This window comes from Saccharothrix hoggarensis, from assembly GCF_052936025.1.
The window spans coordinates 2,919,508-2,933,646 of the sequence record NZ_CP193624.1; the positions used below are offsets into that span (position 1 = coordinate 2,919,508).

Genomic DNA, 14,139 nt, shown 5'->3' on the forward strand with positions numbered 1-14,139 from the left:
AAGAAGGTCTCCGCTATGGCTACCACGTTGGCAGGTGCGGGTTCGCGCCTGTGGGCCCCCGCCCGGCTCCGCTCGTTCCGCCTGTTGTGGGCGGGGCAGGCCCTGTCCCTGCTCGGTGACGGGTTCAGCTACATCGCGTTCGCCTGGATCACGCTGGACCTGACCGGGTCCACGCTCATGCTCGGCTACGTCCTGGCGGCGCAGGCCGTGCCCCGCGCGCTGCTCACCCTCGTGGGCGGTTCGCTGAGCGACAGGTGGTCGCCTCGGCGGCTCATGGTCGTGTCGAGCTGGGCGCGGGCGGGGGTGATGGCGGGGGTCGCAGTGGCGGGCTTCTCGGGCACCCTCGGGTTCTGGGTGCTGTGCGCCGCCGCGGCGGTGTTCGGCGCGGTGGACGCCTTCTTCCAGCCCGCGCGCGTGTCGATCCTGCCCTCGGTGGTGGCCGCCGACGTGCTGCCCGCCGCCAACGCGCTGCTCGGCTCCGGGGTGAAGGTCGCCTCGGTCCTCGGCCCGGCGGTCGGCGGCGTGGTGGTCGCCGCTTCCAACGCCAACTACGCCTTCCTCGTCGACGCGCTGTGCTTCGCGCTGTGCGCGCTGTGCGTGTCCGCGGTGCGCACGCTGCCCCGCGAGCAGGAGGAGGACGCCGGCGGTGGCGCCGAGGCGGGCGACTCGCTGTGGGCGCGGATCAAGGAGGGCCTGCGGTACGTGTGGGCCGACCCGCGCATCCGGACCGTCCTCGTCGTCGACATGGCCGTGACGTTCTGCTACGCCGGGCCGTTCACGGTCGGCTTCGCCAACCTCGCCCGCAACGAGGTCGAGGGCGGCTCCGCCACGATGGGCCTGCTCAACGGCGCCCTCGCGGCCGGCGCGATGCTCGGCACGCTCGTCGGCGGCGCCGTGGGCACCCGGCCCCGGGTCGGGCTCCTGGTGGCAGCGCTGGCCGGGTGGCTCGCGGTGGGCATGGCCGCGCTGGGCGCCGTCGACCAGGCCGCGGTGGCCGTCGGGACCGTGCTGGCGATGGGGTTCGGCATCGGCTTCCAGGGCGTGTTCGGGGTGAGCTGGATCCAGCGCAACATCAAGGGCTCGGTGCTGAGCCGGGTCATCTCGGTGGACATGGTGCTCGGCTACGCGGTCGCGCCGCTGTCGCTGGTGGTGTGCGGCGCGCTGGCCGAGCGGAACACCGCGGTGATGTTCGGCGGCACGGCGGTGATCCTCGTCGTGACCGCTCTGGGCGTGCTCGCCTCCAAGCCGGTGCGCGAGATGCGCTGACCCACGCAGCCGGCGCTATCCCCGCCCCATCCCGCCGCTGTCCGCTCGTTCGCGGCAGGTGGATAGGTCGGGGATTCCGCCGTGATAGCCGCGGTGCCGATCCTTCGTTCGAACCCAGTCTCAACGCGATGTCATCCGTCGTAGTCGCTTGGGGGCGAACATGGAGCAGAGCTGTGCTGTCGTCAGGGCGCTGGTGCCCGTGGCCGTGGTGGCCAGGGACCCGATGCTGGAGGCGGGGGCGGCCAGTGCGTTGCGCGGGCACCCCGAACTGGTGGTGGTGCCCGCGGACGACGCCGAGGCCGCGCACGTCACGGTCGTGATGGTGGACGAGGTCGATCGCGCGGTGCTCGACCTCGTCCGGACGCGGCGCGGCGCCGTGGTGCTGGTGGTGGCCGACCTGACGCCCGCGCAGGCCCTGCACGCGGTGCTGAGCGGCGTGCGCGGCCTGCTGCGCCGCCGGGACGCGGGCGCGGAGCGGTTGGCCCGCGCGGTGCTGGCCGCCGCGGCGGGGGACTGCACGGTCCCGCCCGACCTGCTCGACCAGCTGCACGGCACCGAGGCGGCGCCGTCCGGGTCCGTCCTGGCCGGGGCCGGGCTGAGCGAGCGGGAGCGCGCCGTGCTCAGCCTCGTCGCCGAGGGCCACGAGACCGGGGAGATAGCGAAGAAGCTGTGCTACTCGCCCCGGACCGTCACCACGGTGGTGCACGACATCACCTACCGGTTCCGGCTGCGCAACCGCGCGCACGCCGTGGCCTACGCGCTGCGGGCGGGTCTGCTGTGACCGGCGTGCGGGTGCACGTCACCGCGGTGGGCCCGGTGGCGCGCGACGTGGCCGAACGCCTGCGCGGCGCGGGGATGGTCCTGGTCGACGCGCCTGGCCCGGACGTGGTCGTCGTGCTCGCGGCGAAGACGGTGGACGAGGCGCTGGACGCCTGCCCCGCCGTGTTCCGGCCCGGCCACGACCGGCTGCTGGTCCTGGCCGACTCCTTCGACCCCGCCGGGGTGCTGCGGGCCGTGCGGATGGGCGCCAGCGCGGTGCTCTGCCCGGTGGCCTCGCCGGTGTCGCGCCTGGTCGCGGGCGTGCACTCGGCCCTGCACGGCGACGGCGTCGTGCCCTACCAGGCCTTGGTGCGGCTGCTGGGCAGGTCCGGCGACGGGGCGATGGTCGAGGTCGAGGCGCTCACCGCCAAGCAGACCGCCGTGCTGCAGCTCATGGCCGACGGTCTCGGCAATTCCGCGATAGCGCGGGCGCTGGCCTGCTCGGAGCACACCGTCAAGAACGTCATCTACGAGCTGACCGCCCGGCTGCGGGTGCGCAATCGGGCGCACGCGGTGGCGCACGCGGTGCGGCTGGGGCTCATCTGAGCTGGTCAAGGCGCGTGTGCGGTGCCTATCGCGGCCGGCGTGAGCCGTGATAGCCGGGGGATAAATGGCGTGATAAGGGCGGGATTGGCTCTCCTCATACATTTTTCTCAACACCGAAGAACAAACCGGATCGGAGAGAAAAATGAACTTCCCCGTCATCGCGAAGAGCGCTGTTGTTCTTGCCGCCGTCACCGTCGCCACGATGTTCGGCGGCCAGAGCGCACTGGCCGAGGGCTCGAACCCGTGGGACGCCGCGCCGGTCTCGACCGAGGGCTCGAACCCGTGGGACGCCGCGCCGGTCGCCACCGACGGCTCCAACCCGTGGGACACCGCGCCGGTCGCCACCGACGGCTCCAACCCGTGGGACACCGCGCCGGTCACGACCGACGGCAGCAACCCGTGGGACTAGGTCCAACGCCGACCCCGGAACAGCACCGCAGGTCCCACCGGAACCACCACGCCACCCACGCCACCCACGCCGACGCACCGCCCGCCGCGTGACGAACCGCGGCCGTCCTCTCCGGCCCTAAGCGGGGACCTGCGCCTCCATCAGAGCGAGGTCCCGCCGCACCACCGCCGCCCCCTCGTGGTCCATGATGCGCTCCCGCACGGCGATCGACTGCCCGAAGTAGTCCCGCGCGGTGTCGTGCCGCCCGGCCGCGGCGTTGACCTCGCCGAGGTTGTGCAGCAGGTGGCTCTCACCGATCACGTCCCGGTTGGCGCGCACCATCTCCAGCACCTCCGACAGGGTCCGCTCCGCCCGCGCGTGCTCGCCGCGGTGCAGCTGCACCTGGCCGATGCGGCGCATCGTGGTGGCGATCCCGCCGGTGTAGCCGACCGAGCGGCAGATGTCCATCGCCTCCGCCAACTGCTCCAGCGCCTCGTCGCCCTGCCCGGTGCGCATGAGGATGTGGGCGCGTTGCGTGAGCACGATCGCCCGCCCCACCACGTCGTCGACCTGCCCGAAACCGCGCAGCGCGCTCTCGTACAGCTCCAGCGCGCCCGCGTCGTCACCCGCCTGCCGGGTCAGCAGACCGAGGTCGCGGTGGCACAGCGCCTGCCCCAGCGGATCGCCGATCCCGGTGAACAGCTCCACCGCCTCGGTCAGCGCCGCCCTCGACTCCGCGGGACGTCCCCGGTTGATGTGCAGCGTGCCCAGCGACGCCAGCAACGCCGCGGTGCCGCGGGTGTTGCCGGCCGCCCTGGTGGCGCGCAACGCCTCGTCGTGGCTGTGCTGCCAGTCGTCGAGGTGCCCGCGTGCCTCGAACACGGTGACCGCGGTGACCGCGAGGTCCCAGCACAGCTCGTCCATGCCGATCCTGGCCGCCTGCGCCACCGCCGCGCGCAGGTTCGGCAGCTCGCCCTCCAGCCACTCGATCGGGTGTTCCAGCAGCCGCGCCACGTGGTCGGCGGGCGGGAGCCAGCGCGGCGCGTCGCCGTGCAGCGCGGTGAAGTCGCCGCCGTACACGCCGCGGTGCGCGCGCTCCGCCAGCGCCAGCCAGCCGCCCAGCACGCGCTCCTGCACCAGCCGGTGCTCCTCGGCGTCCAGTGTGGACAGTTGCTCGCGGGCGAACAGGCGGATGATGTCCTGGAACCGGTAGCGGAAGCCGCCCGAGCCGTCGACCGAGACCACGTCGAGCATCTGGACGTCCACCAGGGGTTCGATCAGGTCCGACGGGTAGGGGCGGTCGTCGTCGAGCACCGCGCCCGCCACCCAGCCCGGCAACGACGGCCCCTCGGCCAGGCTCAGCAGGCCGAACAGCCGCCGCGTCGGCCGGTCGAGCCCGTCGTGGGTCAGCGACAGGCTCGCCCGGATCGTCATCTCGCCGTGCGCCAGCTCGTCGAGCCGATGCCGCTCGCTGGCCAGCCGGTGCACCATCGACGCCAGCGACCAGTGCGGCCGCGCCGCCAGCCTCGCCGCGACGATGCGCAACGCCAGGGGCAGCCCGCCGACGGTGCGCACCAGCGCCTCGGCGGCCTCCCGCTCACCGGACACCCGGTCCTCGCCGATGACCCGGCCCAGCAGTTCCAGCGACTGGTGCGGGTCCAGGAGGTCCAGTTCGAGGTGGCGCGCCCCCGGCAGGCCGGTCAGCCGCGACCGGCTCGTCACCACCACCGCGCACGTGCCGCTGCCCGGCAGCAGCGGCAGCACCTGCCGCTCGCTGACGGCGTTGTCCAGCACGACCAGCACCCGACGATCCGCCAGCAGCGTCCGGTACATCTCCGTGCGCGCCGCGAGATCGGCCGGGATCATGGAGCCGGGGATGCCCAGCGCCTGGAGGAACCGGCCGAGCACGTCGGCCGACTGGCCGGCGTCGCCGTAGGTGCCGCGCAGGTCGCAGTACAGCTGGCCGTCCGGGAAGTGCTCCTCCGCGATGCGGTGCCCGATGTGGGCGGCCAGCGTCGACTTGCCGACGCCCGGCCTGCCGATGACCACCACGACGCCGATCGCCCGCCGATCCCGCCGGCCGGTGAGCACCTCCTCCGCGGTGCGGATCAGCGCCTCCCCGCCGATGAAGTCGGCCGTGTCCGCCGGCAGTTGCCGGGGCACCGCCCTGGACGGTGTCGCGTCGACGTGGGGGGTCGGCGGCTGATCACGCTCGGGCGCCGGGCGGCGCAGCAGCGAGGCGTCACCGGCGTGGATCGCCCGCTCCAGCCCCCTCAGCTCCTCGCCGGGCTCCAGGCCGAGCTCCTCCACCAGCAGGTCGCGGCCGGCGCGGTACACGTCCAGCGCCTCCGCCTTGCGCCCCGACCGGTACAGCGCCAGCATCAGCAGCGCGCGCGGCCGCTCCCGCAGGGGGTGCTCGTGCACCAGCCTGCCGATCTCCCCGACCAGTTCGTGGTGCCGGCCGAGTTCCAGGTCGATGCCGAGATACGTCTCCACGGCGTTGAGCCGGTCCTCGTCCAAGCGCAGAGCCCTGGTGCGCAGGGAGCGGCCCGACAGCCCGCTCAGGCACGGCCCGCGCCACAGGCCCACCGCGGCCCGCAGCACCTCGGAGGCTTCCGCCAGGGCCCCGCGCTTGGCGGCGGCTCGCGCCTCGGCGACCGCGCGGGTGAACTCGTGGACGTCCAGCGCCGTGTCCGGGACGCGCAACTGGTAGCCGGGAGGGCGGGTCACGATCGACACCTCCACGCCGGCGTCGGAGAGCGTCTTGCGCAGCCGTGACACGCAGATCTGCACCTGGGTGCGCGCGGTGTCGGGCGGGTGGACCTCCCACAGGGTGTCGACCAGGTGATCGGTGCTGACCACCTTGTTCGCCTCCACCAGCAGGGAGGCCAGGATGATCTGCTGCCGACCCGGCGGGATGCGCACCGGACCGCCCGCGCCCGCGACCTCGATCGGCCCCAGGACCCTGAACACCAGGTGGTCGCCGATGGACGCCACCCGAATCCCGACCTCGTCCACGCGACCTCCGCTCACCCACCCGGGTGGGGCTTGCGCCGGGCATAGGCAGAAGATACCTGCGCACATGAGTTCTGTATGTCCGCTCGACGTCGCAAAACGGCATCGCGGCACGTCATCGGAAAAGGCTATGGAAGGAGGATGCCCTCGCGATAACGGCGTGATAAGGGGCGGTTGCCGAGGGAGTGGAGAGTCGGTTCCGCGGGCCCGCCCCGCACCTCGCGGGCGGTGGGCGAAAGGAGGGGGACATGGTCCTCGGCGAACGGCGGCTGCCACCGCCCAGCGACACGGTCACGGCGGTCGGTGTCGATCACGTCCGGCTTTCCTACCTCTACGCCGATGAGGGTGATCTTGAAGGGCTGGAGTCGTTGGTGCACTGCAAGGGGCAGGAAGGCTCGCTCCACGCGGCGCCGTCGACCTGCCGCTCCCAGGTGCTGGACGTGCTCGCCCCGCCCGAGGGCCCCAAGGGCAGGCACCGCCTGCTGCGGGTGATCGCCGACGGCGACTGCATCGCCGCGGTGGGCCGCTTCACGTCGGCCCCGGCGACGGAGGTGGAATTCGCCGACATCTTCACCATCGCCGACGACGGCCTGCTGACGGGGTGCAGGCGTTTCTACTCCGTGAGCACCACGTGACGGTTCGCGGAACGCGTTCGGACGCATTGGCACCGCGTTCGGAGCAACTCCGACAAACGAGCCTTCGGTTTCCCGGCGGCCCATCCGGTGAGAATAGGGAAACTGGATGGGTGTGACGCCGTGCGCGTGCACTTGATCAGCCGGCTCCCTCGGGCTCACCCAGCCTCACCCGGCGCGCCCCGGCGCGTACGAAGCCACGGCTTCACCGCCCGACCACGACGGCCACGTCACCACCGCGCCGGCCGTGACGGCACCCATGCCGGTCCCCGACGACCGGGACGTCCGCCCATTCCGTCAATCAACTGCTCCGAAGGTCATCGGCATTCACGCATTTGACAATGGAAAATCACCCTGATGACCGCCTGCGAGAACCATCACATTGAGGCGGTGTCACCTCGGAACCTAACGTCTGCGGCGGATGCGATCCGACCGATCAATCCGCAACCATTCCGCAGTCATCGTTTCGAGGGAGAACCATGTCCCGCGTTCTGCTCGCCGCGGTCGCGACCACCGTCGCCGCTCTGGCCAGCGCGTTCGTCGTCCCGTCGGCCTCCGCCGCCACCGCACCGGAGGCCCTTCTGTTCCTCGGCGTCACCTATTCCGACGCCGACCCGGCAGGCCCCCGAACCGTTCACGGTTTTCTCACCTGCGCACCTGAAGGCGGACTGCACCGCGATCCGGTCGCGGCATGCGCCGAATTGGCGGCCGCCGGTGGCAACGTGGGCGCGACCGACGTCGAAAACCCCGGCGTGGCGTGCCCGATGATCTACGCGCCGGTCACCGTCCGGGCCTTCGGCTGGTACGCGGGCGCACCGATCAGCCACACCACGACCTACGGCAACAGCTGCGTCTTCGCGGCGTCCACCGGGCCGGTCTGGCACATCTGACCGAAACCGACCGGCGTCCGCTTCCGCCGAAGGCGGAGCGGGAGCCACATGAAGCAACCGCAGCAGCCGTTCGGCAGGGACGCGACAAGGTGAACTCGAGCTAGGACCCGTCTTCCTCGCCGGTCGACCCGTCCTCCGCCGGGCTGTCGCTCGGCGGCCTCTTCGACACCTCTCGCTCCGTTTCGGTGAGCGGCGCACCGGTCGCTTCCTCGGAAGCGCCCCGTTCCACCGTGTCCTCGTCGTGCTGCGGTTCCGTCATGACCAACCTCCGTTGTCCGGGTCGCACCACGGCTACCCCGCCACGGACCACCGAAGCATCACGCCGACTCCTCGACCGGCTCGTCGTCCCGTGCGCGTTGGAACGGCGCGGCGAGCCGGATCTCACCGAGGTGTTCCCGCTCCCAGCACGACCTCCAGTGCCGTCGCACGAACCGCCCGACTGTCCGGACGACGTTCAGCGACCGGCCGAGGCACCGCGTGGCAGCGGGCCGACGTCGGACCGGCGGCCTGGGCGCATCGAGGCGTGCCGCTGCCCGGGGCCGGGACCTCCGCGTGCGGCGAGGGCGTCGGCGACCAACCCGGTGGCGAAGGCGTAGACCGACTTGTGCAGCAGGTCCACCACCAGCTCCGACCGGGGCCAGGTCTGGGGCGGCGCGCCGACACCCGTGGCGTTCTCCAGGATCTGGTCGTTGCTCAACCGCACCGCGGTGAACATCACCGAGGCCACCGGGCCGCGCATCCCCGCGTTGGCCATCAGCGACCGCACCACCCCGGCCAGCGCGCCCTGCCCGAAGTGCATCACCAGGTTCACCGCGCGAGGCTGCCGGCCGGCCCACTCCGACGTCCCGAGCAGCCGTTCCAGCACCAGTCCCGGCACGTGCGAGTCGGGGCGACCCGTCACGCGCTGCTCCAGCTTCTCCCCGACGGTCATCACCGCCGCACCGGCAGCCCCGGCGACCAGCCCCTGCCACAACGCACGCTTCAGCATGCTCCCGACTACCCCACCGGCCGGGTCCTATCCGCATGGCGCCGCGCGCTCACCCGAGCGACGACAACCGCGTTCCGGAGTCGCGCATGCCGTCGCTGCAACCGGAAAAGCAGCGAACACGGACGCCGGGTGCACCGAGACCTCCTACGACCTGGCCGACAACATCACCCACAAGGTCACCTCGAAGTGCCGTTCCAGTAACGGCGGCAAGGAGCTTGACGAGGAGAGCGGCCTCTAACGGCACCGGTCTTCTCCCACGCGGTGAAGCGCTTGTAGACCGTGGTCCAGGGCGGGAAGTCCGCCGGCAGGGCACGCCACTTGATGCCGTTGTCGACCACGTACAGGATCACGCGGCGGCAGTGCTTCTCTCTCTGCCCCGCCCACCGCCACCCTGACCGGCCAGGCACGCCGGATCGGGCAACAGCGGGTCGAGTCGGATCCGCCGGCCCTGCCGGCCGACTTCCCGCCTTGATCCGGCTGCGGCTCTCGCGACTGCTTCCCATGCGATCGCAATAGCGGTCAGGAAGTGACCTGGATTCGGTCTACCTTGGGTTGACCAGCACAAAGACGAGGAGTGGAAGCCGTGACGATCTTGGTAACCGGTGCGACGGGTCTGGTCGGGCGGCACGTCGTCGACCGGCTCGTCCAAGCGGGCGCGTCGGTACGGGTGCTCACTCGCACGCCCGCGAAGGCCGTATTTCCCGAGCACGTCGAGGTCTTCAAGGGCGACCTGCTCCAGCCCTCATCGCTCGTGGCCGCGCTTGAGGGCGTGGAGAAGCTGTTGCTGTTCCCGCAACCGGAGACCGCGACCGAGGTGGTCGGCCTGGCCAGGCAGGCGGGTGTGCGGCGCGTCGTCGTGCTCTCCGCCGCGGCCGTGACGCTCGGCTCCGACACCGCCTACCACGCCCGGGTCGAGCGTGCGGTCGAGGAGGCCGGGCTTGAGTGGACGCACGTGCGGCCCGGCGAGTTCATGACGAACATGCTGCCGATCTGGGGACCGATGATCAAGGAGTCGCGAATGGTGCGTTATCCGTTCGGCGACGACCTCGGCGCCGCCCCGATCCACGAAGCGGACATCGCGGACGTCGCCGTGGTGGCACTGTTGGAGGACGGGCACATCGGCAAGGCGTACACGCTGAGCGGTCCCGAGCAACTCTCCGTGCGCCGGCAGGTCGGGGCCATCGCCGATGCGCTCGGTGAGGAGGTGCGCTACGAGGAGGTCTCCCGCGAGGAAGCGCGTGACGTCCTCAGGGCGATGGGAGGCTTTGCCGCCGAGAGCGCCGACCTGCTGCTCGGGTTCGTCGACTACGAGGGCGGCGCGGGCGGCGGTGACAACGGCTATTCCGACCAGGACTACTCGGATCTGATGAAGCCGCTGCCGGGCTATGGGGAGGCCACCGGCAAGGACGGTCGCACCTACGCGCAGTGGGCGCGCGATCACGTGGAAGACTTCCGCTGACCCTCGACCTCCCATCGAGATCGCCGGTCCGGCCATTCCGCCGAATCCTCAGTGCCCGTTTCCCAGCTATTGGCGTTGGGTGAGTCGGCGGCTGGTGATGCGGATCATGGACCAGCGGACCATGGCCTCGTGGTGAAGGGGTAGGCGTTCGTAGTCGCGGACACAGCGGCGGTGTCCGGTGATCCAGGCCAGGCCCGCTTGACCACCCATCGCCTTGGCAGCACGGTGAAGTGCGGCAGATCGGGGCGGTGGACGATCTCCACCAGTGAACCGAGTGTTCTGCGGGCCCAGTCGAGCAGGGTGCCGGTGTAGCCGCCGTCGGCCCACACCAACGCGGCGCGTTCGCCGGCGGTGTCGCGCAGGCGTCGCAGCAGGCTGCGGGCGCGCGGTGGGCGAGCGGCGACCCGGTCCTGCGTCGAGGCCAGCCGGGGCACCGCCAACAACAACCCCGTGGTGTCCACGACGACGTGGCGCTTACGGCCCTGCACCTTCTTGCCGCCGTCCCAGCCGCGGGTGGACCGGTCGACGGTAGCGGCGGCGCGCACCGGTTGGCACTCCATGACCGCCACCGACGGCGCCGCCACCCGGCCCTCGGCCAGGCGGACGCGGTCGCGCAACGCGTCGAGCAGCCGCTGCGACGCGCCAAAGCGGCGATGTTCCTAGGCCCCGTCCGCACCCGTCGCGCCGAACGGAACCGGCGGCGGCTCGGCCATCGAGAAATCCGGCGACATCGGCGGGTGTTGCCGCCAGGATGGCCGGTGTGGAACAGGTTGAAGTCGTTGTCGCCCACAGTCAGCGTGCGACGTTGCGCGTCGGCGACGTGTTCCTGAAGATCGACGGCGACCCGGCGCACGCCGACGTCGAGGTGCGGGCGATGGCCATGGCGCCGATACCGACCCCGGCGGTCCTCTGGCGCGAGCCGCCCGTGCTCGCGATCGCCGCCGTGCCCGGCAAGGCGCTCGGCGTCCTCGGCGAACCGTCGGCCGTGTCGCCGGCGGCGTGGGGTGCGGCGGGCGCGGCCATACGGAGGCTGCACGACGCGCCGTTGCCGCCGTGGCCGGGGCCCAGGCTCGACGACGTGGCCGCGGAGCTGGACAGCGAGTGCGCGTGGCTGCTCGACAACGCCGTTCTGCCCGCCGAGGTGATCCGGCGCAACCGCGAGATCGCCGAGGCCGCGCTCCGGCCGTGGAAACCGGTGTTCATCCACGGCGACCTGCAGATCACGCACGTGTTCGTCGACGGCGACGAGGTCACCGGTGTCATCGACTGGTCCGAGGCCGCCCCCGGCGATGCCATGTTCGACCTCGCCACTGTGACGCTAGGGCACGAGGAACGCCTGGACGACCTGCTCGTCGGTTACGGTGCCGACGCGGACCGCGACGCGATCCGCGCCTGGTGGTCACTGCGCAGCCTGGTGGCGTCGCGTTGGCTGATCGAGCACGGCTTCGACCCGGACGCGCCGGGGTGCGAGTTCGACGTCCTCAGATCCCGGATGCGGGAACACTAAGGGCTGTGTGGAAGGGAGTTCTCCGGCCGCCAGATCGTCCGAGGCCGGCCAGTCTGCCGGCAGGGCTGTGCGGTGGAACGACTTGCGGGCGGAGTTGGGTCTGTAGGCGCAACCGATCGGAGTGCCGACAACTCCGCAGTACCCGGAGGTGCTTCATGATTGTTCTCGCGGATGCGTTAGCGACCTCTTCGTCGGCACGGGAGTGGACTGCGCGAGCCGCACGGGAAGTCGCGGCGTCGCATGGCCGGAACCCCGCTCGTGCTGGAGTGGGACGAAGACGCGGGCGAGACTGGATCAGCCAGCCGTTGGCGGTGATCGCGGACAGCCATCGCATGTCGGTCGGTCGTCTGGCACTTGGGGAGTTGCCGGTCGGGCACGTGCCCTCGTTCGACGATAACGTCTTGATGTGGACCCGGACGTCCTCGTGGCGGCATTCGGCCCGGCGACGCCGCGGATATTGGGAGACGGTGCCTTCTCCACGAATGATCTGTGGTTCGCGTCCATATGACGTTGTGCGCTTGAGGAGAAGCGGACGTCCCGCGGCGCTATGCGGTCTCGGCATCCCCAAGGCGGATCGCCAACACGGCCATCTCCCGCAAGCGTTCGTAGTACTCGCGCGCGCCGTTTTCGCCGTCGATCGACGGCAGGACCTCCTCGACAGCGACGAGGCGACCGAGCAGGATCAGGCGGCGCCGTTCGTCGAGGTGTCCCGACAGCGCCGAAGAGACACAGCCGGCGATGGCCGAGTCCAGCGTGACCATGTCCTCACCGTTGACGTCCCGACCGCGAAGGTGCCGCGGGAACGGCGCACGCACGTGTTCTCCCCACAGCAGTGACAGTCGGTCCCGTTCGCTCATGATCGCGATTGTGCCCCACCACAGGGCTGCGCAGACGAGAACTTCCTCGCGGCAATTGAACGCCGGCGTGGTTGGACTCCGCGCCGGGAAGACAAGCGCGGCATCGGGCCGGGTGGTCGACTGGGGACCAACAACCTCGCGGTGATCGGTTGGCCCGGCCGTAGTGGTGTGACTTGCCGGGCTCGAAGAGGTCGGTGGTCGGCACGCTTCCTGAGTTGGCAGGGCCCGTCGGGTACGGAACACCGGTTGTGCGGAAATGTGGAGCCTGGGTGCTCGATGCGGCAGGTGGTCGGGTGCTGAACGCCGGGTTCGATCGAGCGGTGCAAGTGGCCGAGATGCCGCCCTGCCGTCGCATACGGGGCGGCAGGCCAAGGCTGCTCAGACTCCGCGGCTCTCGACGGCGTCGGCCAGGCGATTGATGGCGGACGCGATGGCCAGTAGGGCGAACACCTGTGCCTCCGCGACTTCACCTCGGGCGGCGGATTCGGTCGCGGTCACTTCGTGAGCACCAGGGCCGACCATGGTGTCGTCGTTCAAGCTGGCTCCTTGTGTCCGGGTATGCCGTTCGGTCACTCATCGTGTCAGAGTAAAATCACGCTGTCACGGCCCACTCGGCTTGTGGACTTTAGGTGAACACGAACCGCGCGGTGGGGGTGGTCGTGGAGCAGGTCGGCCAAGAGTCCGGACAGGTTCACGATGCGGACGCCGGCGGGCCTCGGGCGGTCTGAGGGCGAGGCTGTCGCCGGCCTTCCGCCCGGCGCCGTTTGCCGCCGACGCCGATCGCGGCGTTGGCCGTGCCGCCGCCGAGCAGTCTGGTCGCGGTGATCGGGAACCAGGCTGATCGCGACTGGAGCGCTGCGGACCGCCCGATGAGACGCGCGGTGCCCCCGAATGGCGGCGGAACGCGGTTCGCATGCTCGACCAACGTGGGGTCAAATGGCACAAGGCTTGATCAACGCGGAATATTCACCCATTTGGCGTTGAGGTTTGTCACGCTACGTCAGGCGGAAAGGCCGGCAGCGGCTGATCGACATGCCGCGACGTAACGTTGTGTCGCAAACGGTCGATCTGCTCCCTGGTGCCGAACAGGTGGAACCGGATTCGGTATTTCTCACGGCAGAGTCTCGTACACGAGGGAGTTCTTCGATCATGCACAAGCTCAAAGCGGTTCTTGGTGCTCTGGCGGTGACCGGGGCCGCGATTCTGGCGAACCCTGGGACCTCGGCCGCGGTGGACGGCGCTCTCAGCGCCACTTCTCCCGACGGTGGTGCCTACGGCTCGGTGTACGCGGACTTCACTTCCCCCTTCTACGTCAACATCAACAGCATCTACATCAACGACCGTTGTCCGGGTGACGGAGTTCGCGCGGTCATCCGGTTCCACGTGCGTTACAACGGCGACGCCCACTTCACCCAGGTCGGATCCCGGGAGGACGCGGGCGGCTGTGAATCCGACCCCTACCGTGGCGCCACGCACTGGGGCCCCACCAACCGGAAGATCAACGACTTCGGTATCACGGTGTGCTCCACCAACTGCAGCGGCATGACTTACCGCGACAACCCCCACAACTGACTTCGTTGGCAAGGACGCCCGTTGACAGGAGTGTTGCGCTCCGCGTAACCGGGTGAACCGGCTGGGGAATGCCGACACAAGATCGTCGGCACCGTCTGGTGTTGAGCAGCGGCACATCTCGCTGGAATGCGACGTCGGCTCAGGACGTGGTCGCCACGTCCCCGCGCACCGGAAAGCCGATGTGCGGGGACGTGGGTTCG

At 70.6% G+C, this 14,139-nt stretch carries 15 protein-coding genes; 9 read left to right on the forward strand and 6 right to left on the reverse strand.

All coding sequences use genetic code 11. The annotated features are described in order from the left end of the window. Positions 1–15 precede the first annotated feature (15 nt). The 4 genes from ACRAKH_RS13580 to ACRAKH_RS13595 all read left to right on the forward strand — a co-directional run bounded on the left by ACRAKH_RS13580 (position 16) and on the right by ACRAKH_RS13595 (position 3,040). Positions 16–1,266, forward strand: a complete 1,251-nt coding sequence (locus ACRAKH_RS13580; RefSeq protein ID WP_380721630.1) for an MFS transporter — start codon at positions 16–18, stop codon at positions 1,264–1,266. A 160-nt stretch (positions 1,267–1,426) separates the two neighbouring features. Further along, entirely contained in the window at positions 1,427–2,047 is a 621-nt protein-coding gene (locus ACRAKH_RS13585; RefSeq protein ID WP_447009859.1) for a LuxR C-terminal-related transcriptional regulator, read from the forward strand. A gap of 5 nt (positions 2,048–2,052) precedes the next feature. Then, entirely contained in the window at positions 2,053–2,631 is a 579-nt protein-coding gene (locus ACRAKH_RS13590) for a helix-turn-helix transcriptional regulator (protein WP_380721624.1), read from the forward strand. Positions 2,632–2,773: 142 nt separating this feature from the next. Then, positions 2,774–3,040, forward strand: a complete 267-nt coding sequence (locus tag ACRAKH_RS13595; RefSeq protein ID WP_380721621.1) for a hypothetical protein — start codon at positions 2,774–2,776, stop codon at positions 3,038–3,040. A 117-nt stretch (positions 3,041–3,157) separates the two neighbouring features. Here ACRAKH_RS13595 and ACRAKH_RS13600 read toward each other — a convergent pair whose 3' ends face one another. Then, positions 3,158–6,037 (reverse strand): AfsR/SARP family transcriptional regulator, encoded by a 2,880-nt coding sequence (locus ACRAKH_RS13600; RefSeq protein ID WP_380721618.1) that lies wholly within the window; start codon positions 6,035–6,037, stop codon positions 3,158–3,160. A 245-nt stretch (positions 6,038–6,282) separates the two neighbouring features. Between ACRAKH_RS13600 and ACRAKH_RS13605 the strand changes: the two genes are divergently transcribed. Continuing rightward, positions 6,283–6,669, forward strand: coding sequence for a nuclear transport factor 2 family protein (locus tag ACRAKH_RS13605; protein WP_380721615.1), 387 nt, complete (start codon positions 6,283–6,285; stop codon positions 6,667–6,669). A 476-nt stretch (positions 6,670–7,145) separates the two neighbouring features. Then, complete coding sequence (locus ACRAKH_RS13610) at positions 7,146–7,556, forward strand: SSI family serine proteinase inhibitor (RefSeq protein WP_380721612.1); 411 nt, start codon at positions 7,146–7,148, stop codon at positions 7,554–7,556. Positions 7,557–8,010: 454 nt separating this feature from the next. Here ACRAKH_RS13610 and ACRAKH_RS13615 read toward each other — a convergent pair whose 3' ends face one another. Both ACRAKH_RS13615 and ACRAKH_RS13620 read right to left on the reverse strand, forming a co-directional pair. Then, a complete protein-coding gene (locus ACRAKH_RS13615; protein WP_380721609.1) occupies positions 8,011–8,544 on the reverse strand; it encodes a hypothetical protein in 534 nt (177 codons plus the stop codon). Between the two features lie 176 nt (positions 8,545–8,720). Beyond that, positions 8,721–9,047, reverse strand: coding sequence for a transposase (locus tag ACRAKH_RS13620; RefSeq protein ID WP_380721606.1), 327 nt, complete (start codon positions 9,045–9,047; stop codon positions 8,721–8,723). 71 nt (positions 9,048–9,118) lie between these two features. Here ACRAKH_RS13620 and ACRAKH_RS13625 point away from each other — a divergent pair, with 71 nt between their 5' ends. Further along, positions 9,119–10,003, forward strand: coding sequence for an SDR family oxidoreductase (locus ACRAKH_RS13625; protein ID WP_380721603.1), 885 nt, complete (start codon positions 9,119–9,121; stop codon positions 10,001–10,003). A 104-nt stretch (positions 10,004–10,107) separates the two neighbouring features. Here ACRAKH_RS13625 and ACRAKH_RS13630 read toward each other — a convergent pair whose 3' ends face one another. Further along, positions 10,108–10,620, reverse strand: coding sequence for a transposase (locus ACRAKH_RS13630; RefSeq protein WP_380721600.1), 513 nt, complete (start codon positions 10,618–10,620; stop codon positions 10,108–10,110). A 134-nt stretch (positions 10,621–10,754) separates the two neighbouring features. Between ACRAKH_RS13630 and ACRAKH_RS13635 the strand changes: the two genes are divergently transcribed. Next, complete coding sequence (locus ACRAKH_RS13635) at positions 10,755–11,510, forward strand: phosphotransferase family protein (protein ID WP_380721597.1); 756 nt, start codon at positions 10,755–10,757, stop codon at positions 11,508–11,510. Between the two features lie 545 nt (positions 11,511–12,055). On the opposite strand, the gene ACRAKH_RS13640 is transcribed toward ACRAKH_RS13635, so the two are convergent. Together ACRAKH_RS13640 and ACRAKH_RS13645 are read right to left on the reverse strand one after the other, a co-directional pair. Then, positions 12,056–12,367, reverse strand: coding sequence for a hypothetical protein (locus ACRAKH_RS13640; RefSeq protein WP_380721595.1), 312 nt, complete (start codon positions 12,365–12,367; stop codon positions 12,056–12,058). A gap of 378 nt (positions 12,368–12,745) precedes the next feature. Continuing rightward, positions 12,746–12,904, reverse strand: a complete 159-nt coding sequence (locus ACRAKH_RS13645; RefSeq protein WP_380721593.1) for a hypothetical protein — start codon at positions 12,902–12,904, stop codon at positions 12,746–12,748. A 612-nt stretch (positions 12,905–13,516) separates the two neighbouring features. Between ACRAKH_RS13645 and ACRAKH_RS13650 the strand changes: the two genes are divergently transcribed. After that, positions 13,517–13,939, forward strand: a complete 423-nt coding sequence (locus ACRAKH_RS13650; RefSeq protein ID WP_380721590.1) for a hypothetical protein — start codon at positions 13,517–13,519, stop codon at positions 13,937–13,939. The last annotated feature ends 200 nt before the right edge of the window (positions 13,940–14,139 follow it).